The sequence below is a fragment of the Methylocystis sp. genome, from assembly GCF_050251305.1.
Classification (GTDB): domain Bacteria; phylum Pseudomonadota; class Alphaproteobacteria; order Rhizobiales; family Beijerinckiaceae; genus Methylocystis.
In genome coordinates this window covers 17,499-39,032 of record NZ_JBFWNB010000012.1, presented here as the reverse complement: position 1 = coordinate 39,032, position 21,534 = coordinate 17,499, and the positions used below count along the sequence as shown (strand labels likewise).

Annotated in this window: 23 protein-coding genes; 8 read left to right on the top strand and 15 right to left on the bottom strand. The window is 64.7% G+C overall.

Going from position 1 to position 21,534, the window contains the following annotated elements; all coding sequences use genetic code 11:
* Positions 1-43 precede the first annotated feature (43 nt).
* The 9 genes from AB7F41_RS06260 to ispH form a co-directional block, all read right to left on the bottom strand.
* Positions 44-799 (bottom strand): M15 family metallopeptidase, encoded by a 756-nt coding sequence (locus tag AB7F41_RS06260; protein WP_428383828.1) that lies wholly within the window; start codon positions 797-799, stop codon positions 44-46.
* 77 nt (positions 800-876) lie between these two features.
* Positions 877-1,278, bottom strand: a complete 402-nt coding sequence (locus AB7F41_RS06255) for a nuclear transport factor 2 family protein (RefSeq protein ID WP_428383830.1) — start codon at positions 1,276-1,278, stop codon at positions 877-879.
* Positions 1,279-1,424: 146 nt separating this feature from the next.
* Positions 1,425-1,721: a hypothetical protein gene (locus tag AB7F41_RS06250; protein ID WP_428383832.1), complete on the bottom strand. Its 297-nt coding sequence runs from the start codon at positions 1,719-1,721 to the stop codon at positions 1,425-1,427.
* A 38-nt stretch (positions 1,722-1,759) separates the two neighbouring features.
* Positions 1,760-2,512: a pentapeptide repeat-containing protein gene (locus AB7F41_RS06245; protein WP_428383865.1), complete on the bottom strand. Its 753-nt coding sequence runs from the start codon at positions 2,510-2,512 to the stop codon at positions 1,760-1,762.
* A gap of 62 nt (positions 2,513-2,574) precedes the next feature.
* Positions 2,575-3,357: a hypothetical protein gene (locus tag AB7F41_RS06240; RefSeq protein WP_428383834.1), complete on the bottom strand. Its 783-nt coding sequence runs from the start codon at positions 3,355-3,357 to the stop codon at positions 2,575-2,577.
* 21 nt (positions 3,358-3,378) lie between these two features.
* Complete coding sequence (locus AB7F41_RS06235) at positions 3,379-5,130, bottom strand: OmpA family protein (RefSeq protein ID WP_428383836.1); 1,752 nt, start codon at positions 5,128-5,130, stop codon at positions 3,379-3,381.
* Positions 5,131-5,346: 216 nt separating this feature from the next.
* The gene (gene rnhA, locus AB7F41_RS06230) at positions 5,347-5,823 is read right to left on the bottom strand and encodes a ribonuclease HI (RefSeq protein WP_428383838.1); all 477 of its coding nucleotides are present in this window, start codon (positions 5,821-5,823) and stop codon (positions 5,347-5,349) included.
* Positions 5,820-6,785 (bottom strand): homoserine kinase, encoded by a 966-nt coding sequence (gene thrB, locus AB7F41_RS06225; protein WP_428383840.1) that lies wholly within the window; start codon positions 6,783-6,785, stop codon positions 5,820-5,822. Before thrB ends, rnhA begins: the two co-directional genes overlap by 4 nt.
* A 31-nt stretch (positions 6,786-6,816) precedes the next feature.
* Complete coding sequence (gene ispH / locus AB7F41_RS06220; protein ID WP_428383841.1) at positions 6,817-7,785, bottom strand: 4-hydroxy-3-methylbut-2-enyl diphosphate reductase; 969 nt, start codon at positions 7,783-7,785, stop codon at positions 6,817-6,819.
* 292 nt (positions 7,786-8,077) lie between these two features.
* On the opposite strand from ispH, the gene AB7F41_RS06215 reads away from it, so the two are divergent.
* From AB7F41_RS06215 to AB7F41_RS06205, 3 genes are all read left to right on the top strand, one after another.
* The gene (locus tag AB7F41_RS06215) at positions 8,078-8,950 is read left to right on the top strand and encodes a DUF937 domain-containing protein (RefSeq protein WP_428383843.1); all 873 of its coding nucleotides are present in this window, start codon (positions 8,078-8,080) and stop codon (positions 8,948-8,950) included.
* 207 nt (positions 8,951-9,157) lie between these two features.
* Positions 9,158-10,546, top strand: coding sequence for a glutamate--cysteine ligase (locus AB7F41_RS06210; protein ID WP_428383845.1), 1,389 nt, complete (start codon positions 9,158-9,160; stop codon positions 10,544-10,546).
* Positions 10,547-10,638: 92 nt separating this feature from the next.
* Positions 10,639-10,890: a hypothetical protein gene (locus AB7F41_RS06205; RefSeq protein WP_428383847.1), complete on the top strand. Its 252-nt coding sequence runs from the start codon at positions 10,639-10,641 to the stop codon at positions 10,888-10,890.
* Positions 10,891-11,153: 263 nt separating this feature from the next.
* Here the strand turns inward: AB7F41_RS06205 and AB7F41_RS06200 are convergent, their stop codons facing one another.
* Positions 11,154-11,918, bottom strand: a complete 765-nt coding sequence (locus AB7F41_RS06200) for a 16S rRNA (uracil(1498)-N(3))-methyltransferase (RefSeq protein WP_428383848.1) — start codon at positions 11,916-11,918, stop codon at positions 11,154-11,156.
* Between the two features lie 122 nt (positions 11,919-12,040).
* Here AB7F41_RS06200 and AB7F41_RS06195 point away from each other — a divergent pair, with 122 nt between their 5' ends.
* Entirely contained in the window at positions 12,041-12,499 is a 459-nt protein-coding gene (locus AB7F41_RS06195) for a hypothetical protein (protein ID WP_428383850.1), read from the top strand.
* Complete coding sequence (gene ubiA / locus AB7F41_RS06190; RefSeq protein ID WP_428383852.1) at positions 12,496-13,452, top strand: 4-hydroxybenzoate octaprenyltransferase; 957 nt, start codon at positions 12,496-12,498, stop codon at positions 13,450-13,452. Before AB7F41_RS06195 ends, ubiA begins: the two co-directional genes overlap by 4 nt.
* Positions 13,453-13,488: 36 nt before the next feature.
* Here the strand turns inward: ubiA and AB7F41_RS06185 are convergent, their stop codons facing one another.
* The 4 genes from AB7F41_RS06185 to AB7F41_RS06170 form a co-directional block, all read right to left on the bottom strand.
* Entirely contained in the window at positions 13,489-13,692 is a 204-nt protein-coding gene (locus AB7F41_RS06185; RefSeq protein ID WP_428383854.1) for a hypothetical protein, read from the bottom strand.
* 50 nt (positions 13,693-13,742) lie between these two features.
* Complete coding sequence (locus AB7F41_RS06180; protein ID WP_428383867.1) at positions 13,743-14,843, bottom strand: ABC transporter permease; 1,101 nt, start codon at positions 14,841-14,843, stop codon at positions 13,743-13,745.
* A gap of 83 nt (positions 14,844-14,926) precedes the next feature.
* Positions 14,927-15,856, bottom strand: a complete 930-nt coding sequence (locus AB7F41_RS06175; RefSeq protein ID WP_428383856.1) for an ATP-binding cassette domain-containing protein — start codon at positions 15,854-15,856, stop codon at positions 14,927-14,929.
* Positions 15,853-16,842 carry an HlyD family secretion protein gene (locus tag AB7F41_RS06170; RefSeq protein ID WP_428383858.1) on the bottom strand — a complete coding sequence of 330 codons (990 nt, stop codon included), beginning with the start codon at positions 16,840-16,842 and terminating at the stop codon, positions 15,853-15,855. Before AB7F41_RS06170 ends, AB7F41_RS06175 begins: the two co-directional genes overlap by 4 nt.
* Before the next feature lie 171 nt (positions 16,843-17,013).
* Between AB7F41_RS06170 and AB7F41_RS06165 the strand changes: the two genes are divergently transcribed.
* Together AB7F41_RS06165 and AB7F41_RS06160 are read left to right on the top strand one after the other, a co-directional pair.
* On the top strand, positions 17,014-18,690 hold the full coding sequence (locus tag AB7F41_RS06165; protein WP_428383860.1) for an electron transfer flavoprotein-ubiquinone oxidoreductase: 1,677 nt from the start codon (positions 17,014-17,016) through the stop codon (positions 18,688-18,690).
* Positions 18,691-18,789: 99 nt separating this feature from the next.
* Complete coding sequence (locus AB7F41_RS06160; RefSeq protein ID WP_428383862.1) at positions 18,790-19,554, top strand: YdcF family protein; 765 nt, start codon at positions 18,790-18,792, stop codon at positions 19,552-19,554.
* Positions 19,555-19,563: 9 nt separating this feature from the next.
* On the opposite strand, the gene AB7F41_RS06155 is transcribed toward AB7F41_RS06160, so the two are convergent.
* Positions 19,564-20,349, bottom strand: a complete 786-nt coding sequence (locus AB7F41_RS06155; protein WP_428383864.1) for a LuxR C-terminal-related transcriptional regulator — start codon at positions 20,347-20,349, stop codon at positions 19,564-19,566.
* A 790-nt stretch (positions 20,350-21,139) separates the two neighbouring features.
* Between AB7F41_RS06155 and AB7F41_RS06150 the strand changes: the two genes are divergently transcribed.
* Entirely contained in the window at positions 21,140-21,532 is a 393-nt protein-coding gene (locus AB7F41_RS06150) for a hypothetical protein (protein WP_428381336.1), read from the top strand.
* The last annotated feature ends 2 nt before the right edge of the window (positions 21,533-21,534 follow it).

Genomic DNA, 21,534 nt, shown 5'->3' with positions numbered 1-21,534 from the left:
AGCGTGTGGTTTCACGTTCTGACGCCTGGTCAGGTTGGAATCGCTATTTTACCGGAAAGTCGAAATAGGTGTCCGGATAAGGCTCGTCAGCAAGCGTAAAGTGCCACCATTCGTATGGATATGGCTTGAAGCCATGAAGCTGCATGAGGCTGGACAGAAGCAAACGATTGGCGCGCGCTTGCGCGGGTTGCTCGAGATCGTCCGGCCAGGAGCGGCGCGAGAAGAAATCGAATCCGGTTCCCATGTAAACGTCGATCTTGGCCGGCAAGACGACGAGCGTCAGATCGGCCGTCGATCCACGCGAATGGCTGGATTTTTCCGCGATATAGCCCTGCGGGAACAGTTGGCTCTTGTCGAGTTCGGGATAAAACTCAGCTTTCATCCGAGTGTCCTGCAAATCCTTCGCCCAGCGGACAAATTCTGCCACCGCTCTCGTCGGGCGATAGCAATCGTACATTTTTAGGCCGAGGCCGACGGGCTTGAGCGCAGCCTGCACCCGAGCCAGCGCCTCGGCGGCTTTGCGCGTCAGGAGACAGACCGGCGCTTCATATCCCGCGATCGGATGGCCGACGAAGTTGAAATAGCCGGCGTAACGCGCGTCGACGACGACGCCCGGCACAACATCGGCGACATTGACGACGTCCGCAGGCCGACGTGTCGTCGTCTGTGTTTGCGTAGCCCGCTCCGAGGCGCTGGGCGCGGCCGTCTTGCCGGTTTTTGCGTTGGCGGCGACTGCACATGCGACGACAAGGAGAACGATCGCGGCGGGAATCGCGCTGCGGTTTATGAGGCTCGGCATCAAGAGCGTCCTTGCAACGTTCAACGAACGTCGCCCGCTTGCGATGCGAAGCGAAGCGTCCAAGGCCGAGCGCTCAATCACTGCCAACTCATTTTTGGCGGATGTCGCTCGCCGCTCCAGTGACAGAGAAATTCCCTAAACGTCATGATCCTGCGATCTCTCACAGTAAACACGTGAGCCCATCGATTCTCAAAGCGCTCGCCCGAAGATCGATCCGTTCCGGACTCTTCTCCAAGAACGACAACCTTATCGCCGCCGCTGATAAATTCACGAGGCATGAAGAAGCTGAACGCCCATGATCGATCCAGAATCGAAAGAAAATCGCGGACCCCTTCAACGCCATGAAAGGATCTGCACTTTTCCAACGTGGCGGGGCCATTGACGACCCATTCAATATCGGCGGCGCACAGCTTGAGAAAACCATCAATATCGCTTTCAAAAAAGCGTTGATAAATTTCTCTTACGACGCCTTCCGTCATTCTCGTCCTCGTTTGACGCGAAACATCAAGATCGCTTGACGGCGCGCATTTTGGCGGCGGAGCTTCCAGCGAAACTCAATTCGCTCTGCTGGACTTGGCAGTTTCGCGCCGCGCTGGATGAAATCTGCGGACGACGCCGCCCGCGCCTAGAAGCCCTCGATCGCCTTGGCCATATCTTCCCACTTGAGCGCGGGCGCATCATAGACGAGCGCGCCCGTGGCCCGGATCAGCGGTTCATGAATCCTGACGAGGTCTGGCAGTTCCTTGACGTCATAAAACACGTAAGCGCAGCGCATCCCATCTTCCATCGCGAAGTAAGCGGCTTCGGGATTCAGCTGTTCCTTCAGAAGCTGGAACGCCTTCGCCATCGAACCGTCCTGAGCGGCGCGGTTGCCGCTCTCGGGCGGAATTTTGATCTTCAGCATCATTCGCATAGGCGTCACCCTCCCCTCGTGCGCTGTCCGTCACAGGACGTCGCGAGTCATTTCATGCGGGCGCGATCCATGTTCTGCGCGCCTGCAAGCGCGGCACCGGCCAAGGCGTCGATCTGCGCGGAATCAAGGTCGAGTCCTTCAGTCTTTGCGCCGGTCCAGTTTGCGCCGGTCAAATCCGCGCCGGCGGCGTCGGCGCCCTCCAGATTCGCGTCGGAGAAATCTGCGCCCGCGGCGCGCGCGAAACGCAGATCGGCGCTCGCCAGATTGGCGTTGCGAAAACGCGCGCCCTCCAGCACAGCCGAGCGCAGCACCGCGCGCATCAGACCCATCGACTGGTTCTTCATGTCGGCGGAAAGATCCGCTCCGCTGAAATTGGCGTTTCGCGCCGAGGCCCCCGTCAGATCGCCGGCGAGACGCGCCTGAGCGAAATCGGCGCCGTCGGCCTTCATACGCTGCATTTGCGAAGCGAAGGCGTGCGCGCCCTTCAGCGATGCGCCGGTCAGGTCGGCTTCGATGAGCCAAGCCTGATCGAGTATCGCGCCGTCGAGGCGCGCGCCGGCAAGCGAAGTCTTGTTCATGCGGGCCGCGCGAAAGTCGACTCCACGCAGATCGAGCCCCGACAGATCGAGCCCGTTGAGACTTTTCTGGGAGAGATCGACGTTACGCCCGTTCTCGCGATGCTGGAGCGCCGCTTCGACGTCGGCGCGCGTCAGTTCAGCCTTGGAATAGGCGGGCTGCGCGAGATCGACGCCCTGCAGCATGTCCTGCGCGCGCAGGCTATGAACCTGCAGCGAGGCCATGCAGACGAGTACGACGCTCAGAACTCTACGCTTGCACACGAACGCGCCCCTCACTCCGCGCGCTACGCCGCATCGGCGCTGCGATCACGCTGAGCGCCGCCGCTCAACGCTTGCGCCTGTTCGACCCAGCCGTTGCGCTTCACCCGGCCCGCCGCGCCGATCGCGCCATCGATCCATTTGACGTTGTCGTCGCTCCAGCCGGCGATCTGATCATAGTGGAAAACGCCGAGCGCGTGCAGCTTCTCGACGCTCTTCGGCCCGACGCCCTTGATCCTGGCGAGATCGTCCGCCGCGCCGTTGCGCGGCGCCGTCAGCGTCGCGGGACGTTCGCCAGATTCGGTCTTGGCGCCCGATGCGCGCATTTGCGCGGCTTTTTCGTTCAACGCTCTGGCCCCCGACGCCGCCGCCTCCAGCGCCGGTTCGACGCCCGCCTGCATTGCGGGCTCCGCGGCCTCCGCGATCTGTTCTTCGGGTTCGAGCGCCGGCGCGCGCGTCGGTTCGGCGGTTTCCGCAGCAACCCCGCGCAGAACGACCCTCGGCGTCCTGGCTGCGCGAGCGGGCGCCGTTGCGCCGGCTGTCTTGAGCGCGACGCCGAGCGGCAGACCCGCGAAATAGGCGACGGCCGCGATCAGGACGATGTCCAACGCCAGCGCTGCGCGGCCGTCAAGAAGTTCGAGCCAGGAGGCGCCGGCGCCGGCGCCCAGCGCCGCAGCGATTACGACAATGTTCCAGCCGGGCGCCGCCGGGGCGCCCTTCGCCTGCGTCGTCGTCGCATAGCCGAACAGCGCGCCGAGCGCGCAGGCGGCGGCGAACCACGGCCAGCCGAGCGTCAGGATATAAGACATCTGCTTCTCCTTCTCTGACGCTTACTTGACAAGGATTTCGACACGACGATTGCGCGCGCGGTTGTCGTCGCCGTCATTGGGCGCGATCGGATGTTCGCCGCCATAGCCGACCGCGCTGATCCGGAACGGATCGACTCCGGCCTTCAGCAAGCGTTCGACGACCGCCTGCGCGCGACGCTTGCTTCGCCCAAGATTGACTTCCGCGATTCCGATATTGTCGGTGTGCGCGGCGACTTCGAGACTCGCGCCCTGGCAGCGCAGCGCCGTCGCGGCGACCGCATCGATCAACGGCGCGGATTCGGGCGCGATCGCCGCGTCATCCGCCGCAAAGACGATCGGGGCTTTGGCGAGGAGCTCGGCAAGCGCGGCGCCGCATTGAGCGGCGTCGAGCGTCGACCCCACAATGCGCGTCGAGAGCTGCGCATCCCCGCGGAAGCTCTGCGGAAGCGCTTCGGAAAACGCCGCTGCGATATCGGACCGCGCGCCCTGGTGTCGCGCAACGCCCGCGAGCGAAACATTCGAGTCGCTGATCGCAAGCTTGCCGTCTTCGAGCCGCGCGAGCGCGGCGAGCGAATGATCCGTCGCTTCCGCAAAGTTCTGCGGCGCGCCCTTCGCAATGACGAGCCGGTCGACAACCGTCGCATCAAAGAAATTCCGGCGCGCGGTTTCGACGAGGCGATTGCGGATCGTCTCGTCCGGCGCATAGCCGGCAAGCGTCACCTCGCCGCCGGCGCGCTGCGCGCTGAACACGTATGGCGCAATCGGACCCGCCGTAACGTCAAGCCGCGCAACCTCATAGCCGGCGGGCAGTCGGGCTTTGGCGTCGGCCTGGATCGTATCGCTCAATATGTTTTCGCGCCCCTGCCCTTCGATGACGACTGTGCCGTCCGAAACGACGACTTTGCCTTGCAACAATTTGCCGAGCTCGCCGACCGCAAAGGCAAGCGCTCCGGCGAAATCCCCGGAGGGCGCGCCCGCCCCGAGCTGAGTCGCGTCGCTGACCGCCGCGCCGGCCCCGGCGACGGCCGCCATGGCGACGACCTCTTTACGCAGCGCGTCGCTCGGCAGGTGGCCGGACAGGCTTACAAAGCCGTCGCGCAACGCCGCTGAAAACACGTAAGGAGAAACGCGCGGCGGCGACACGTCCGCCTTGATCGCGGTCTCGCCGAACGGCGACGCCTTCAGCGCCGCAAGCGCCTTGTCGTAATCGGCGGCGCTACGCGCTTCGCCTGTGACGGCGATGGTCGCGTCTGTGATCGTCGTCGTCGCGGGATCGAGTTCAGCGAGACGGCGCGCCGCGAAGGACGCAAGATCGGCGAAGGATTGCGGCGCGCCATCGGCATAGGCGGCGTCATCCGTCACTTCCAGTCCCAGGGCGGCGATCTCCGCGCGCAGCTTTTCGCGCGCGCCGGTCGGCGGGACATTCCCCGAAATCGTCGCCTTGCCGCCGTGACGCTCGAGTCGCAGCACGAAAGGCTCCGCAAGAGACAGAGGCTGAGTCGCGTCGATGATTCGCCGCGCGGGCGTTTCAACGCCGAGCGCCGTGAGAAGACGCGCTTTCACGTCAGGCGACAGCGAAATGCCGGCGAGGACCACGTCGCGGCCCGCGATGCGAATCTCCGGCTTCTCGACCGCGTCGGGCGATCGCGCGACGCGAGAAAGGACAGCGGCGCGCAGCTCGTTTTCAAGACGAGGCGCCAGCGAATCCTGCGCAAAATAGGCGAGTCCGATCAGGACCGGCAGCCCAATCCACCATTTTCTGGGAAGGTGCATCGACGTCTTTGCCCTCCGTCTAAGAGAGAATCAGCGAAGACGCGCTAACTTTAACTGCACAGGGCTCCATTGCGCAGCGTCATGTCAATATGATGGCCAAAGCAGAATGGATGAGCCTCAAAAGCAAAATGGGGAACGCGGCCGCGCCACGCTCCCCAGAGGCGAAGAAGAGTCCTGGTGCACTGTGAGATAGGGTCTGCCGGTTTTTCGACAAGGCTATTTGGAGGACGCGCGCGCGCTTGCGGGCGGCCTCCCGGGGAGAAAAGGCGCCATGCCGGCGCGCGCCAATTCGTCGGCGCGCTCATTCATATCGTGGCCCGAATGGCCTTTGACCCAATGCCAATCGACATCATGCCGCTCGGCGGCGGCTTCGAGCCTTTGCCATAGATCGACGTTCTTCACAGGCTTACGGTCGGCGGTGCGCCAACCGCGCGCTTTCCAGCCGGCGATCCACAACGTCACGCCGCCGCGCAGATATTGCGAATCGGTATGAAGATCGACGACGCACGGCCGAGTCAGAGTCTCGAGCGCCACGATCGCCGCCATCAACTCCATGCGGTTGTTCGTGGTGAGCGGCTCGCCGCCATTGATCTCTTTTTCGCGATCGCCAAACCGCAGGATCGCGCCCCAGCCGCCCGGTCCCGGATTTCCCGAGCAGGCGCCGTCGGTCCAGATCTCGACGCCGCGCGTCATGGCGCCAGGCCGTAGATCCGCGCGTCAGCGGCGGACTCGTGAAACTGCAGCTTGGCGAGATATTCGCGCGGATCCTTGGGACGCACCAGCGCGCCAGCCGGCACGTTGAGCCAGTCGACGTAGCGCGTCAGCAGAAAGCGCAGCGCGGCGCCGCGCGCGAGCGTGGGAAATGCGGCGATCTCGGCGGCGGAAAGCGGACGCAGACGCCGATAGGCGTCGAGCAGCGCGGCGCCCTTCTCCGGCTGATAGCGATGCGCGGCGTCGAAGCACCAGGCGTTGAGGCAGATCGCCAGATCGTAGGCGTAGGCGTCGGTGCAGGCGAAATAGAAATCGATCAGGCCGGAGATGCGCTCGCCGAGAAAGAAAACATTGTCGGGAAAAAGATCGGCGTGGATGACGCCGCTCGGCAGATCGCGCGGCCAGTTCCTCTCGAGATGGTCGAGCTCCGAGTCGACGAGCGCGCGCAACCCCGCCGCCACTTCCTCTGCGCGCGACGCGCAGGGCGAAAAAAGCGGCCGCCATCCCGCAACCGAAAGCGCGTTGTCGCGCCGCTGCGCGAAATCCGCTCCCGCAAGGTGCAGTTGCGCCAGCGTCGCGCCAAGCGCCGCGCAATGCGCGGCTTCGGGATGATGGACGGAATAGCCGTCGAGAAAGGTGACGATGACGGCCGGCCGGCCGGCGAGTCGGCCCAACGCGGCGCCGGCGCGATTCTTCACCGGCAGCGGGCAGGTCACGCCCCGCGCCGCGAGATGCTCCATGAGGTTCAGAAAGAACGGCAGATCGGCTTCCGCGACGCGCTTCTCGTAAAGCGTCAGAATGAAACTGCCGGCGCCGGTATGAAGATAGTAGTTCGAATTCTCGACGCCCTCGGCGATGCCCTTGCAGGACAGCAATTCGCCGAGATCATAGGCGGCGAGAAAAGCGATCAACTCCTCGTCGTCGACCTGAGTATAGACGGCCATGAGCGCCGACCGTTCACTGCAGGCCGCGCCCTCAGGCGATCGCCCGCAGCTCCTTGGGCAAGGGGAAGGACACGTTCTCGTCGGCGCTGGAGATTGTTTCGACGACAATGTCGTAGCGTTCGGCGAACGCGTCCATGATCTCCTCGACCAGAACTTCGGGCGCGGACGCTCCGGCCGTGATGCCGAGCGACGTAATGCTGCCGAAAATCTCCCAGTCGATCTCGCCGCGGCCCTGCACGAGTTGCGCGGGCGCGCCGGCGCGCTCGGCCACTTCGCGCAACCGCTGCGAATTCGACGAATTCGGCGAACCGACGACAATCACCGCTTGGACATGCGGCGCAACCTCCTTCACCGCAGCCTGGCGATTCGTCGTCGCGTAGCAAATGTCCTCTTTGTGCGGACCGATGATGCTGGGAAAGCGCTGCATCAGGGCATTGACGATCTCGCGCGAGTCGTCGAGCGACAGAGTCGTTTGCGTCACATAGGCGAGATTGGTCTCGTCGTCGAATTTCAATCGATCGATGTCCTCCGTGGACTCGACCAGCACCACCGCCCCTTCCGGCAGCTGTCCCATGGTGCCGACGACTTCGGGATGGCCCGAATGTCCGACGAGCAACACGCGCCGCCCGCGGCGCCAATGGATTTCCGCCTCCCGATGCACTTTCGTGACGAGCGGACAGGTGGCGTCGATGGCGAGAAGCCCGCGCTCCGCCGCTGCGGCGGAAACCGATTTGGCGACGCCATGCGCCGAGAAGATCACCGGCGCGTTCTTGTTCGGGATTTCGTCGAGCTCCTCGACGAAGATCGCGCCCTTCGCCTTGAGGGATTCGACGACATATCGATTGTGCACGATCTCGTGGCGCACATAGACGGGCGGGCCGAACTTGGCCAACGCCCGTTCGACGGCGTCGATCGCGCGCACCACACCCGCGCAAAATCCGCGCGGCGAGCAGAGGAGGATCTTGAGCGGCGGCTTCGTGGGACGGGGGTGAACGTTCATCTTCGCTTTCGCGCCTTTGGCGGAGGCGGCGCGCGGGCGAGTCGCTCAAGCGCCGAACGCGGCCATCCGGACCGGCCGGACTGAACGCCGGGAAGGAATGTCGCGCATGCGCGACGGTGTCAAGCCGCCCCGGCCGGCGCCGCGCAGCCGCAAAACGCTGTCCGCGCGGCGCGCCAGGGCGTTGCAAACCGTTTATCCGCCCCCAAATGGTCTTCCGAACTCGCCGTCGATTGGCGTCGCTCCAGGACTGTGACACCATGACCTCGGGACGGGAGTGAACGGAGCTGGGCGCATGTCGTATCTCGACGAGATTTTGCAGTCGGCGCAGGGCGGTCAATTGATCGCAAATCTCGCGCAAAGCTTTGGTCTGACCGAGGAGCAGATCGGCCGCGCCATCGACGCGCTCGCCCCTGCGATCGAAGTCGGACTGAGCAACGCCGCCGAGGAGCCGCAGCTGTTGGAAAAACTGCTGAGCGACGTCGCTTCTCCGCAGCGCGCGGCCGCGTTTGACGACCCCGGCGCCGCGCAGGACATCGACGCGATGGCGCAGTCGCGACAGCTGCTGGACGATCTCTACGGCTCTCCCGCGGGCGCCGGGCAGGTCCTGCAGGTCGCCGCCCGCGAGTCCGGGCTGCGGCCAGACATTCTGTCGCAGCTCCTGCCCGTGCTCATATCGGTGCTACTCGGCGGATTGTTCAAGAAAATGAACAATTCCGGTCTCGGCGGGGTGCTCGGGCAGCTCATCAATTCGGGCGCGCTCGGCTCCATTCTGGAGCAGATGCTCGGCGGCGGCCGCGCGCCGCCGCAGCGCCAGCCGATGCCGCCGCAGCGCGAACCAATGCCTACGCCACAGGGCGGCGGCCTCATTGGCGGCATACTGAGCTCCATTCTTGGATCGCTGCTCGGCGGCGGCGGCCGCCCGGCGCCCGGTCCCTATGGCGGCCCGGCGGACGACCCGTTGGGCGGCGGCTACAGCCGCGGCGGCCCGATCGATACAGGCGGACGCCCCCAGGGCCTGCCGGACACCATGGATCAGGCCTCGATCGAGCAGGCGATCGAGGAGGTCAAGAAAACGCTGCAGGTCGGGCGCGGCGGCTCCGGACAAAGCGCCGGCGCGCGATCGGACTTCGAAAGCATCCTCGGCCAGATGTTCGGCAAGCGCTGAGGCGCTCGGCCGAACAGCGTTAGGCCAAGTCGGCGTTAGGCCCCAAGTCGGCGTTAGGCCAAGTCGCCTGCCCGGTCGGCGCGGCGGCGGCGCGGAGGCTTGCGCCGCGCCCGCTTTCCTGCAATCCATCGGCGCGACTCCTCCAAAGCGCGACGCGGTTCACGCTGCGACTCGCGCGCCTCCTCGAATATGGACAGTTCCCCCTAGATGGCTCGCGACGTATCCGACACGACGCCGATCACGTCGCGTAACATGCTGGTCGAATGGCTGGAAATCGGTAGCAAGACCGACGGGACCCCTCTGCGCATCGGCACCGAGCACGAGAAGATCCCCTTCTACGCCGCCGATCATGCGCCGGTGCCCTATGAGGGCTCGGCCGGCCGCGGCGGCGTTCGCGCGCTGCTCGAAGGTTTGGGCGACGCGCTCGGCTGGGCGCCGATCCTCGACCGAGACGCGCTGATCGGCCTGTATCAGCCCGATGGCGGCGGCGCGATTTCACTTGAGCCCGGCGGACAATTCGAACTTTCCGGCGCGCCGCTGCCCGACGTTCACGCCACGCAGGACGAGCTTGACGCGCATTTTGCGGCGCTCGCGCCCGTGGCGCGCGCGCTCGGCGTGCGCTTCCTCGATCTCGGCTGCAGTCCGAAATGGTCGCGGGCGGAGACGCCTCTGATGCCCAAGCAGCGCTACGACATCATGCGGGCCTACATGCCGAAAGTCGGCGGGCGCGGGCTCGACATGATGTTTCGGACCGCCACCGTGCAGGTCAACGTGGACTTCGTCGACGAAGCCGACATGGTGCAGAAGATGCGGGTCGGCCTGGCCCTGCAGCCGCTCTTTACGGCTTTTTTCGCCAACTCGCCGTTTCTGGACGGCAGACCCACCGGCAGGCTCTCGGAGCGCTCCTACATCTGGCGCGACACCGATCCGGACCGCACCGGCATGCTGCCCTTCGCCTTCGAGGAGGGCTTCGGCTTCGAAGCCTATGTCGATTACGCGCTCGACGTGCCGATGTATTTCGTGAAGCGCGGCGACGTCTATCACGACGTGACGGGCGCAAGCTTCCGGGACCTCTTGGAGGGCCGCCTGCCGCAACTGCCCGGCGAACGCGCGACCATGTCCGACTGGGCCAACCACCTCTCGACGATCTTTCCGGAGGTGAGGCTGAAAACCTATCTCGAGATGCGCGGCGCCGACGCCGGCCCGCGCGCCCATCTCACAGCCCTTCCCGCGCTTTGCGCCGGCCTGTTGTATGACGCTGCGGCGCTCGATCAGGCGCGCCAGCTGACGAAGGATTGGACCGCCCCGGCGCGTCAGGCGCTGTGCGACGATGCGCCCGTTCTGGCGCTCGACGCGCAGATCGGCGGCCGCAGTCTGCGCGACGTCGGGCGCGAGGTTCTGGCGCTGTCGAAAAGCGGATTGCGCCGGCGCGCGCGTCTTGATGCGCAAGGGCGCGACGAAAGCGTCTATCTCGCGCCGCTGGAGGAGATTCTCGAAGAAGGACGCACCCTGGCTCAGCGACGGCTGGACGCCTATTGCGGCGCCTGGGAACGCTCGATCGAACCCGTCTTCACGGATTGCGTCCTGCCGCTATAGGCGTTGTTGACGCCGAGCGCGTCTATTCAGCGCGGGAAAAGGTCGTGCAGACCGAAGGGCGCCATCGGGGGCAGCGCGGACCGCGCGGCGGCATGCTGCATCCCGTCGCGGCGCATTTCGGCATAGCCCATGGGCGCGACCGGGGTGCGCGGCATCGCGACGCGAACGTGTCCGCCAAGCCGAACACACCCATTAGACCCAGCGACCGCGACGTAATCCGCGCCATAGCGCGCGCATTGGCTGACATTCTCGGCCCGAGCCGGCGCGACGGCGAGCGCTGTCAGCGCGATGACGCCAAAAGCGCGCCCAATAAACAAACGGTCGCTGCGGCTGATGATGTCTAGGATCATGAGTTTTTGGCCTCACCTCCGAAAATTCGCGCAGGCCGCGCGAGATTTCAGGAGCCGTACAGTCCCAATGATGTCTCGATACGCCATAGACGCCAACGGGACGATGAGCTGGTCGCTCGCTTCGAACCAACGCTCCGTACCGCCTGCCCTAACTAGAGCCAAACATCGTGGCAGGATCGTGTCTTTGACGCTCTCTGACGGGATCTGTCGACGCCACGCATGAACTACGCTTTATTTTCTATTTATTTATTTTCAGTTTAGACGTCGGCCGCGCCCTGCGCTCGCCAGTCGCCGAATGCGGCCTGAACGATCGCCAGCGCCGCCACCGCGGCGGTGTCGGCGCGCAGCACGCGCGGCCCGAGCGAAATGGGCGCGACGTTCGGCAGACGCATGAGCGCCGCCCGTTCAGCGTCGTCGAACCCGCCTTCCGGGCCGATCAGCACGCTCACGCCCGCTTGCGCCGGGCGGCCGGCGAGCGCATCGAACGGATTGGCGCAGGCGGCGCGTTCGTCGCAAAAGACCAGAAGCCGCTCCGCCGGCAAACGCGCCAGAAAATCGTCGAGTTCGACGGCCGGCGCGATTTCGGGCACGGCCAGCACGCCGCATTGCTCGGCGGCCTCGATCACATTGGCCTGAAGCCGCGCCGCATTGAGGCGGCGCGCCTGCGTGCGACGCGTGATCACCGGCACAAGCCGACCGGCGCCCATCTCGACGGCCTTCTGCGCCATATAGTCGAGCCGCGCCTGTTTCAGGGGCGCGAAACAATAGTCGAGATCCGCCAGTCCGGTCTGCGCGCGCAGCCGCTCGGCGACGCGCAGCTTTGCGGAGCGACGCGAAACGTCAAAGAGCGTCGCGCGATATTCGCCGTCGCGGCCGTTGAACAGATGAATCGCGGCCCCTTCGCGCATGCGAAGAACGTTCAGTAGATAATTCGAGGCTTCGGATGACGGCGCGATTTCGACGCCCATCGCAAGATCGTCGCGAACGAACAGGCGCTGCGCGGAAAAATCGTAAGTCGTCACAATTGCTTCCCAGCTGGGGCGCAAGCGCAGCGCGCGCTTTGCCATGAAGACGCCGCTTTGTTGCGCGCAGGTACGCCAAAACTTGCGTCGCCGGCAAGCCTGCTGGTAATGCTGCAAGCCTGATGAGCGGACAACAAGACATGATCATCGGCGCTGTCGTTTTTTCTCGCGCTGCCGCGCGGCTTTCGCTCTTTGCGATGTTCCTCGCCGCGAGCGGCGCCAGTGCGCAAACCTGTCAGGAAGATTTTCAAAAGCTCACCGAGAAGCGCATGGCGGGAATTCAGGCGCTGAACAATCTCGGCAAGGCCGGCAAGGGCAAGATGGACCCCGAAGCCGCCTGCCCCGCAGCGCGCCGCCTCGTCGCCGTCGAGACCGAGATGATGAATTACCTCAGCAAAAACAAGGAATGGTGCAACATTCCGGACACGGTCGTCGACGGATTTAAGGAAGCGCGCACCAAAACTCAGGGCTTCGCCTCGCAGGCTTGCGCAGCGGCGGCGAAGATGAAGGAAATGCGCGATCAGGCGGCCGCCGGCGGCGGCCTGATGGCGCCACCGAAATTGCCCGCCGGACCGCTGTGAGCATAAGGCCAAGCGGCGATTCATCGGGCGCGGCCGCGCTCCCCGACGCGAGCGCCGACCATCCCTTGCTGCGCTGCGCGCCTCCCGCGCTCCTGCCTTTTATCCAGCTCGCGCGACTCGACCGGCCGATCGGCTGGTGGCTGCTGCTCCTGCCCTGCTGGGAGTCGAGCGCGCTCGCCGCAGCGGCGCTCCGCCAAGGCCCAAATCTTTGGCACCTGACGCTGTTCTTCATTGGCGCCGTCGCCATGCGCGGCGCAGGCTCGACCTACAACGACTATGTCGATCGCGAGATCGACGCCAAGGTCGAGCGCACGCGCCTGCGCCCGCTCGCGAGCGGCCGCGTGACGCCCAGGGCGGCGATCGGCTTTCTCGTCGCTCAGTGCCTCGTCGGGCTCGCGGTGCTTCTGTCGTTCAACGGGCTGACGATCGCGCTCGGACTGCTGTCTCCGCTGATCGTGCTGATCTACCCCTTCGCCAAACGCTTCACGTCCTGGCCTCAGGCGATTCTCGGATTGGCCTTCGCCTATGGCGCGCTGCTCGGCTGGACCGCGCTCGCCGGCGCGCTCGGCCCGCCGGCGCTTTTTCTCTATGCGGCGGCGATCTCGTGGACCATTGGCTTCGATACGATCTACGCGCTGCAGGACATGCGTGACGACGCCATCGTCGGCGTGCGCTCCACGGCGCGGCTGTTCGGTCCGCGGGTGCAATTGGCGGTCGGCGCGCTTTACGCGATGTCCGTCGCGAGCGCCGCCGTCGCCGTCTGGCTCGCCGGCGGCGGTTGGCTCGCCTATCTCGGAGTCGCCGCCTATGCGGCGCATTTGGCCTGGCAGACCGCGCAGACGAGAGAGGACGTCGCGCCGGCGACCGCCCTGCGCCTGTTCCGCTCGAATCGCGACGCCGGGCTGTTGCTGTTCGCAGGCTTTCTGGCGCAGAGCCTCGCTTATCTGTTTTGAGCGGCGACGCGCGCCAGGCGCGATCCGCAACCGCGCCTATTTCTCAAGCTCTTTTTTCCGATCGATGCAGGAGTCGATCTCTTTTTTGTCCAGCTCCCAGAAGGAGCCGCCGCACAGCGCCTGATAGCGGCTGCTGACGAAGAACGACCAGACGTAATAGCCGGTCAGCAGAATCGCCGCGAGCGCGGCGATCCTCACGATCATGTTGAACCGCTTTTCAGGGTCTTGCGTCTCGGGCATGGCTTGTCTCCAGGCCAATGTTTAGGCCGCCGAGAATCGCGCCGTCAACGTCAGTCCAGCGTCTGCCGGAATCGAAACACCGCGACGCTCATCGCGACCAGCGCGAAGGCCGCAAGCGCGCTGGCGTCGACAGCGAGATCGCTGAAACTGGCCCCCTTCAACATCACCGAGCGCACGATGCGCAGATAATGCGTCAGCGGCATCACTTCGCCGATATATTGCGCCCAGGTCGGCATTCCGTAGAAGGGAAACAGGAAGCCCGACAGAAGCATGCTCGGCAGAAAGAAGAAGAATGTCATCTGCATCGCCTGCAGCTGATTCACCGCGACCGTCGAGAACGTGTATCCCACCGACAGATTGGCGACGATAAAAAGCAGAGTCAGCGCGGTGAGCGTGAAAAGCGAACCGACCACGGGCACATGAAACAGCAGCGAGGCGACAATCAGGATCGTCGACATCTGCACGGCGCCGACGACCACATAGGGAGCGATCTTGCCGAGCATGATCTCGACCGGCCGCACCGGCATGGCGAGCAGCGCCTCCATCGTTCCGCGCTCGATTTCGCGCGTCACCGACAGGGCCGTGTAGATCAGCATGGTCATGGTGAGGATCGTGCCGATCAGCCCGGGCACGATGTTGCGGCGCGTCTCTCCCGCCGGATTGTAGCGACGATGGACCCGAATCTCGTAAGGCGGCGCATTCTGGACCAGCGATGCCAGCGGTCCGGTCAATTCACGGTCGAGCGCCTGACCGGCGGCGCCGAGCGCGGCGGCGACGGCGCCCGAGGTCGCCGTCGGGTCCGTGGCGTCGGCGATGAGCAGCAGCCCGGGTTTTTCGCCGCGGACGAGCTGGCGAGAGAAGTCCGGCGGAATCTGAATGACGAACTGCACCTTGTTCGACAGAATCAATTTGTCCGCATCCGCCTCGCCGCGCGCGATATATTTGATGTTGAAATAATCGGTGGCGCGCAAAGCGCCGATCAGCGCGCGCGCAATCGGACTGTCGTCGCTTGTCAGCACCGCCGTCGGCAGATGTTTGGGATCCGTGTTGATCGCATATCCGAAAAGCAACAGCTGAATGATCGGAATGCCGACGATCATGGCGAATGTCGGCCGGTCGCGCCGAAGCTGAATGAACTCCTTGACGAACATGGCGACAAAACGCTGCCAGGATTGCGCAAGCGCGCCGCGCCGCGCCGGACGGACGACGGCGTTCGGCCGGCCCGGCTCTGGGCTCACTGGTCAGCTCCGGCGCGCATCATAAGATCGATGAACACGTCTTCGAGCGACGGCTCATCCCGCCTCCAACGATGAACGCCTTTCGCGCTATAGCGCTGCGCGACGCGCTCCATCGCCGCTTCATCGCGTCCGCCGACATGCAGCGCCGAGCCGAAGCGCGCGACGATGTCGACGCCGGGCTGCCGCTTCAGTTCGCTGGCGAGCGGATCGAGGCCTTCGCCGGTCACGACCCATGTCGAAAGATGCGCGCTTTCGATGATCTCCGGAATTGTTCCTGACGCAAGGAGTCGTCCATTGGCGATATAGGCGATCTGGTGACAGCGCTCCGCTTCGTCCATGTAATGCGTCGAAACGAGCACCGTTAAGCCTTGCGTCGCCAGATGATGGATCTCGTCCCAGAAGTCGCGGCGCGCCTTGGGGTCGACGCCCGCCGTCGGCTCATCGAGCAGGAGCAATGACGGCCCCGGCAGGATGCATGCGCCAAGCGCCAGCCGCTGCTTCCAGCCGCCGGAAAGTTCGCCGGCCAGCTGATCGGCGCGCGCGACGAGACCCAGACGCTCGAGTGCGCCCTGCGCCGCGTCCTCCGGCTCTTCGAGACCATAGACGCGCGCGACGAATTCCAGATTTTCGCGAATGGTGAGATCGCGATAGAGCGAAAAGCCCTGCGTCATGTAGCCGACGTAGCGCTTGATCTCCTCCTGCTGTCGCCGGATGTCGTAGCCGAGACATCTCCCCTCGCCGGAATCCGGCGTCAGCAGCCCGCAGAGCATGCGGATCGTGGTGGTCTTGCCGCTGCCGTTCGGGCCAAGAAAGCCCTGGATGTTGCCGCGCGCCACCTGCAGCGAAAAATTGTCGACGACTTTTTTCGCGCCGAAAGATTTGGTCAGGCCGCGCACGTCGATCGCGATGTCGCTGTCGACGCTCACGGCGCCGGTCCTGTCGCGTCAGGCGCCGGCGTCACGCTGACCGGCATGCCGAGCGGCAGCGCGCGCGCCGCGCCCTCCAAACGCGCTTCGACCTTGAAGACCAGTTTCGCGCGCTCCTTGTCGCTGAAGATAACGGGCGGCGTATATTCCTGGCGACCCGCAATATAGCTGACGCGTCCATAAAGATCGTCCGCGCAGCCGTCGCAGGAGACTCGCACGCGTTCGCCCAGCGAAATTTTCGGAAACTCCGGTTCGGAGACATAGAAGCGCACCTTGCGGTTTTCCGGCGGCAGCAGCGCCAAGACCGGCTGGCCGGCGTTGACGATCTCTCCCGGCCGGAAATAGACGTCCTGCACGACGCCGTCCGCCGGCGCGACGACGCTCTGGCGCTTGATGCGGATGTTCAATCCATCGAGTTGCGCGCGCGCCTGCTTCAAATTCGCCTCGGCGGCTTCGATCTCCTGCGAACGGCTCGCCATGCGCGACGCGTCGACCTGCCGACGCGCTTCCTCCACGCTCGCCTCGTCACGCGACAGCGCCATCTTGGCGCGATCGAGCGCCGCCTTGGCGACATGGCCCTTGGCGTAAAGCGTGCGCTGTCGGTCGTAGTCGGCGCGGGACAATTGCAGCGCCGCCTCGGCGCGCTCGAGCGCGGCCTGCAGAACGGCGATCTGCTCCGGCCGATTCATCGCCGCCTGCAGATTTTCGACTTGCGCCTCGAGTTGCGCCATCCGCGCCGACGCTTCGTCGCGCGCGCGATCGAGAAGCGTCGTCGACATGGTAAACAGCGGGTCGCCCTTTTTGACCTCGGCGCCGGCGGCGACCGCGAGGTTCGCAACTCTCTCGGTCTCATAGGGGCCGATGTAGAGCATGTCGCCTTCGACATAGCCGAGAAAAACATCATCCGGGTTCGCCGGGCGTTCGACGACGCGCCAAACGACGACGGCCAGGAGCGCCAGCGCAATGAAGAAGGCGAGACGCTTCATGCGGCGGGAGCGTAAACTGGATCGAGCATGGCCTGACTATGCACCTCTCCCGCCGCGCGGCGAAACCGGCGAGCCGACCCGAACGGAGTCTTCCCGGACGGCGAAACTCCTTTTGCCGCGGCGGCGGCAAAAAGGCTAGAATGCCTCCAAGAAAGGCAAAAGGGATTGAAAATGGCTGAAGATACGGAGCTGCCGCCGCGGGAATCGATGGAATATGACGTCGTTGTGGTCGGCGCAGGACCAGCAGGCCTCGCCGCGGCGATTCGCCTGAAGCAAGTCGCGCCGGATCTTTCAGTCGTCGTCATCGAGAAAGGCTCCGAGCCCGGCGCGCATATTCTCTCCGGCGCGGTGATCGATCCGATCGGCCTCGATCGGCTGCTGCCCGAATGGCGCACGCGCGACGACGCGCCGCTGAAAACTGAAGTGCATGAGGACCATTTCCTGCTGCTTTCGGAAAAGGGCGGATTGCGCATTCCTAATGTGGTGATGCCGCGGCTGATGAACAATCACGGCAATTTCATCGGCTCGCTCGGCAATGTCGTTCGCTTTCTCGCGTCGGAAGCCGAGAATCTCGGCGTGGAGATCTATCCAGGCTTCGCCGGCGCCGAAGTTCTCTACGGCGACAGGGGCGAAATCGTCGGCGTCGCCACGGGCGACATGGGCGTCGGCCGCGACGGCGAACCAAAAGACAGCTTCACCCGCGGGATGGAGCTCAAAGGCAAATATACGATCTTCGCCGAAGGCGCGCGCGGCTCGCTGACCAAGCAGCTGCTGGCGAAATACGACCTTTCCGCAAACAGCGAGCCGCAGAAGTTCGGCATCGGCTTCAAGGAGCTTTGGCGCATCCCCAAGGACAAGCATCACGACGGGCTTGTGCAGCATTCCTTCGGATGGCCGCTTGCGTCCGACACCGGCGGCGGATCGTTCCTCTATCATTTCGACGACGATCTCGTGTCGATCGGTTTCGTCGTGCATCTCAACTATTCAAATCCGACGCTCTCGCCCTTCGACGAGTTTCAGCGCTTCAAGACGCATCCGATGATCGCGCCCACGCTCGAAGGCGGCGAACGCCTGTCCTATGGCGCGCGCGCGTTGACGGAAGGGGGCTGGCAGAGCGTGCCGAAGCTCGTGATGCCCGGCGGCGCGCTGGTCGGCTGCGCGGCCGGCTTCATGAACGTCCCGCGCATCAAGGGCTCGCACAACGCCATGCTCTCGGGGATTCTCTGCGCCGATCATGTCGCGGCGGCGGTCGCGGAAGGGCGCGCGCATGACGAGGTCAGCGCTTATGACGCCGCCTGGCGCGCGTCCGACATTGGCCGCGATCTGAAGCCGGTGCGCAACGTCAAGCCGCTCTGGTCGAAATACGGCACCTATGTCGGCGCGCCGCTCTTTGGACTCGACATGTGGACGAATGCGCTGTTCGGCTTTTCCTTCTTCGGCACGCTCAAGCACGGCAAGGCGGATTACGAAACATTGAAGCCGGTCTCGGAAGTCACGCCGATCGTCTATCCGAAGCGCGCAAGCCAAGTCGTGTTCGACAAGCTGTCGTCGGTGTTCGTCTCCAACACCAATCACGAGGAGGATCAGCCGGTTCATCTGAAACTCGCCGATCCGGCGATTCCGATCACGCGCAATCTGCCGATCTACGGCGAACCTGCGCGGCTCTACTGCCCGGCCGGCGTCTATGAAGTGGTCTATGCCGATGAGGAGACGCGCCGCGATCCGCGCTTCGTGATCAACGCGCAGAACTGCGTCCACTGCAAGACATGCGACATCAAGGACCCGGCGCAGAACATCACCTGGGTTCCGCCGGAAGGCGGCGGCGGACCGAACTATCCGAATATGTGACCTGACGCGGCGAGGCCGGCGTCGCGCGCAGCGCACAGCTGTTGCGCGAACGCCGCGCCGTGCGCGCGCCACTTATGCGCCAAGGAGTCGCATGCGCTGATGTTCGTTCTGGCGCCGGTTCACTTGTTCATCTTCGTCGCCGTCATCGGCGCCCTGCTGCTGTTCACGCGCTGGGATGGCTGGGGGCGCGCGCTCTCGATCACGAGCGCGTTCGCCCTGCTGCTGATGGCCTTCGGACCGCTCGGCGGCCTGCTGACAGGTCCGCTCGAGGCGCGCTTTCCGCCGCCGCCCGACGACATGCCGGCGCCCGACGGCGTCATCGTGCTCGGCGGCGCGATCGACGAGCGGCTGAGCGCCAGCCGCAACCGCCCGACAGTGGTCGACGCCGCTGAACGCCTCACCGCGCCGATTGCGCTCAAGCGCAAATATCCGAATGCGCGACTGGTCTTCACTGGCGGCTCGGCCGCGCAGCGCGACGCGGCCTATGCCGAAGCCGACGCCGTCCAGCGTTTCTGGCGCGAACTCGGACTCGATCAGGGGGATGTTCTATATGAACGCCGCTCGCGCAACACATATGAGAACGCCGTTTTCACGCGCGACCTGCTGCGCCCGAAGCCGGGCGAGCGCTGGCTGCTCATCACCTCGGCTATTCACATGCCGCGCGCCATCGGCGCGTTTCGGCAGGCGGGCTTCGACGTGATCGCCTATCCCGTCGATTACCGCACCAGCGGCGAATCTGTTCTTGAGCTTCCGCGGTTCGCCACGAGAGCGCTCGGCCTCGTGGAATTCGCCGCGCATGAATGGGCGGGCCTCGTCGCCTATCGCCTGTCCGGCAAAAGCGACGCGTTGTTTCCGGCGCCTTAGACGCGCGGGCTAGTCGATACGATTACGGCGACCGCGCGAGGAGCCCGCGGGCTCCATGCTGCGTCCGCCCGCTCCGCCCGGATATCCGCCATGCTTCATCTCTAGGAAAAGCGCGATCGCCTGGGCGCGATTGCGCACCTCGAGCTTCTCGAAAAGATTGCGCAGGTGGAATTTGATCGTGTTGATCGAGACCCCGAAATCCTTGGCGAGCTGACTGTTGGTGTGGCCCGAGCCGAGCGCCGACAGCAGGCTTCGCTCGCGCAGCGTCAGATTTTCCAGCGGGTCGCTGCGCATCTTTCTTATGTCGACGAAGGGAAACACCATGTCGCCCGCCGCCACCGCGGCGAGCACATCCAGGAGCCGCTCCGGCGGCGCGCGTTTGGAGACGAAGCCGGCGCCGCCCAGCTGAAGAGTCTCGGCGGGGGCGGCGGGATCGTTGGTGCCGCTGTATACGACGATCTTGGGCGCGGCGACCTGACGCGACAGGGCGCGCAAGACGTCGCGCGCGTGCAGGGTCGGCAACTGCCAGCCGATGACCGCGATCGCGAACTTCTGTTGACGCGCCGCTTCAAGGAACTCCTCGCCGTCGGTCAGCTTGGCGACGAGATTGAACCGGCGATCATCCGACAGCAGCTTGTCCAGACCCGCGAGAATCAGCGGACTCTTGTCCGCGATGGCGACGTCGATGCGTTCCGCCTCCGCCGCCGGCTGCGCGCCATTGGCGCCGTTCGGCCGCGCCGCGCGCGAGCCATCCTTCTGGTCATTCGCGGCCCTGATCGAAGAGGTAGGAGCCATTCAGCCTCCGCCGCCGCGCGGACCGCAGCGCAACAACTTGAATATCCGACGATGTCCGCCGCTGCGGGAAAAATCCTCGCCCGGCGGGTCGTCCCGCCCTGCCCGTTAGAGGTGGGGCGTTAAGGCACAATACCGCAGGCGCCGACGGATGCAAGTGGGTTCGCGCGCGGCGCCGACGCGCCGCAAACGCAAAAAAACGGCGCGCTGGCCGAGCCAGCGCGCCGCGCATAAAGCCTTGTGAGGCTTGCTTAGTCGCTGAACACCCAGCGAGCGGCAAAATAAGCGGCCGCGCCGATGGCGATGATCGCGATCATGCCGAACGGGGTCGCTGCATAGCTGGTAAGTTCGAGAATAGCGCCCATAGTTTCCTCCTTCTATCACACACTACTGTCGGTTTCGCCACAAGCCGAGATCCACGCTGCAATCCGCGACAGCGGCGTTGCGTCCGGCGTTGAATTGGTCAAGTGGATCGCGTGGCTGACGCCGCCCCACCTCGGTCTAAATTCAACGTCGACCTCACCTAGGCGGGAACGCGTCTGCATCGCTTTTTTCGGCCCTAGCCGCGCCCGGAGAGCCATAATGCTCGCAGCTCTCGGCCGCGGTTCCGAATTGCGGTCGTTTCGAAGTATTGCAGACATGGACGGCTGTCAAGCGACTGACATCGTCGCCGCTGCGCTGCATCGCCGCATGTACGCATGTCTCAAAGCGCAGTTTGCGCTTGGCGCCGCGGCGGCCGCGCGACTATCTATCTGGACGCGGCGCCTTTCCATCTTTCCGAGCGTGCAGTCCGATGTTCAAGTTTGTCATCATCGCCGTCGCCATCGTCGCCGCAGGGTTTTCAGCCTTTTATGCGTTGCGGCGCACGCCTGTCTGTTTGGCCGACGGCAAATATATGGCGACGCAGAGCGACTGCGAAGCCTGGGGCTTCAACGCCGACGTCTGCAAGCAGGCCATCGAGGACGCGCGCGCCGTCGTCGCGCGGGCGGCGCCGAAAAGCGAGACGATGTTTCAGTGCGAGGTGCGCTTCTCGGATTGCTTCGAGACGCCGGAGGGAGGCTTCGCCCCGCGCCCGTCATTCTGTCTGCGTCCGGACAAGGGCGCCGCGCCTCTCGAAGTCAGATATCTGGAATATGAGTCCGACCGCAGGAATCGCAAGCAGACCAAGGAAGTCCGCGTCAACTGAGC

Coding starts and splice junctions, on each gene's coding strand:
- AB7F41_RS06160 (WP_428383862.1), top strand. CDS start 18,790: ATGTTCGTTCTGGCGCCGGTTCACTTGTTCATCTTCGTCGCCGTCATC.
- AB7F41_RS06210 (WP_428383845.1), top strand. CDS start 9,158: ATGGCTCGCGACGTATCCGACACGACGCCGATCACGTCGCGTAACATG.
- AB7F41_RS06185 (WP_428383854.1), bottom strand. CDS start 13,692: ATGCCCGAGACGCAAGACCCTGAAAAGCGGTTCAACATGATCGTGAGG.
- AB7F41_RS06150 (WP_428381336.1), top strand. CDS start 21,140: ATGTTCAAGTTTGTCATCATCGCCGTCGCCATCGTCGCCGCAGGGTTT.
- thrB (WP_428383840.1), bottom strand. CDS start 6,785: ATGGCCGTCTATACTCAGGTCGACGACGAGGAGTTGATCGCTTTTCTC.
- ispH (WP_428383841.1), bottom strand. CDS start 7,785: ATGAACGTTCACCCCCGTCCCACGAAGCCGCCGCTCAAGATCCTCCTC.
- AB7F41_RS06215 (WP_428383843.1), top strand. CDS start 8,078: ATGTCGTATCTCGACGAGATTTTGCAGTCGGCGCAGGGCGGTCAATTG.
- rnhA (WP_428383838.1), bottom strand. CDS start 5,823: ATGACGCGCGGCGTCGAGATCTGGACCGACGGCGCCTGCTCGGGAAAT.
- AB7F41_RS06165 (WP_428383860.1), top strand. CDS start 17,014: ATGGCTGAAGATACGGAGCTGCCGCCGCGGGAATCGATGGAATATGAC.
- AB7F41_RS06205 (WP_428383847.1), top strand. CDS start 10,639: ATGCTGCATCCCGTCGCGGCGCATTTCGGCATAGCCCATGGGCGCGAC.
- AB7F41_RS06195 (WP_428383850.1), top strand. CDS start 12,041: ATGAGCGGACAACAAGACATGATCATCGGCGCTGTCGTTTTTTCTCGC.
- AB7F41_RS06240 (WP_428383834.1), bottom strand. CDS start 3,357: ATGTCTTATATCCTGACGCTCGGCTGGCCGTGGTTCGCCGCCGCCTGC.
- AB7F41_RS06155 (WP_428383864.1), bottom strand. CDS start 20,349: ATGGCTCCTACCTCTTCGATCAGGGCCGCGAATGACCAGAAGGATGGC.
- AB7F41_RS06235 (WP_428383836.1), bottom strand. CDS start 5,130: ATGCACCTTCCCAGAAAATGGTGGATTGGGCTGCCGGTCCTGATCGGA.
- AB7F41_RS06170 (WP_428383858.1), bottom strand. CDS start 16,842: ATGAAGCGTCTCGCCTTCTTCATTGCGCTGGCGCTCCTGGCCGTCGTC.
- AB7F41_RS06260 (WP_428383828.1), bottom strand. CDS start 799: ATGCCGAGCCTCATAAACCGCAGCGCGATTCCCGCCGCGATCGTTCTC.
- AB7F41_RS06180 (WP_428383867.1), bottom strand. CDS start 14,843: ATGTTCGTCAAGGAGTTCATTCAGCTTCGGCGCGACCGGCCGACATTC.
- AB7F41_RS06255 (WP_428383830.1), bottom strand. CDS start 1,278: ATGACGGAAGGCGTCGTAAGAGAAATTTATCAACGCTTTTTTGAAAGC.
- AB7F41_RS06245 (WP_428383865.1), bottom strand. CDS start 2,512: ATGGCCTCGCTGCAGGTTCATAGCCTGCGCGCGCAGGACATGCTGCAG.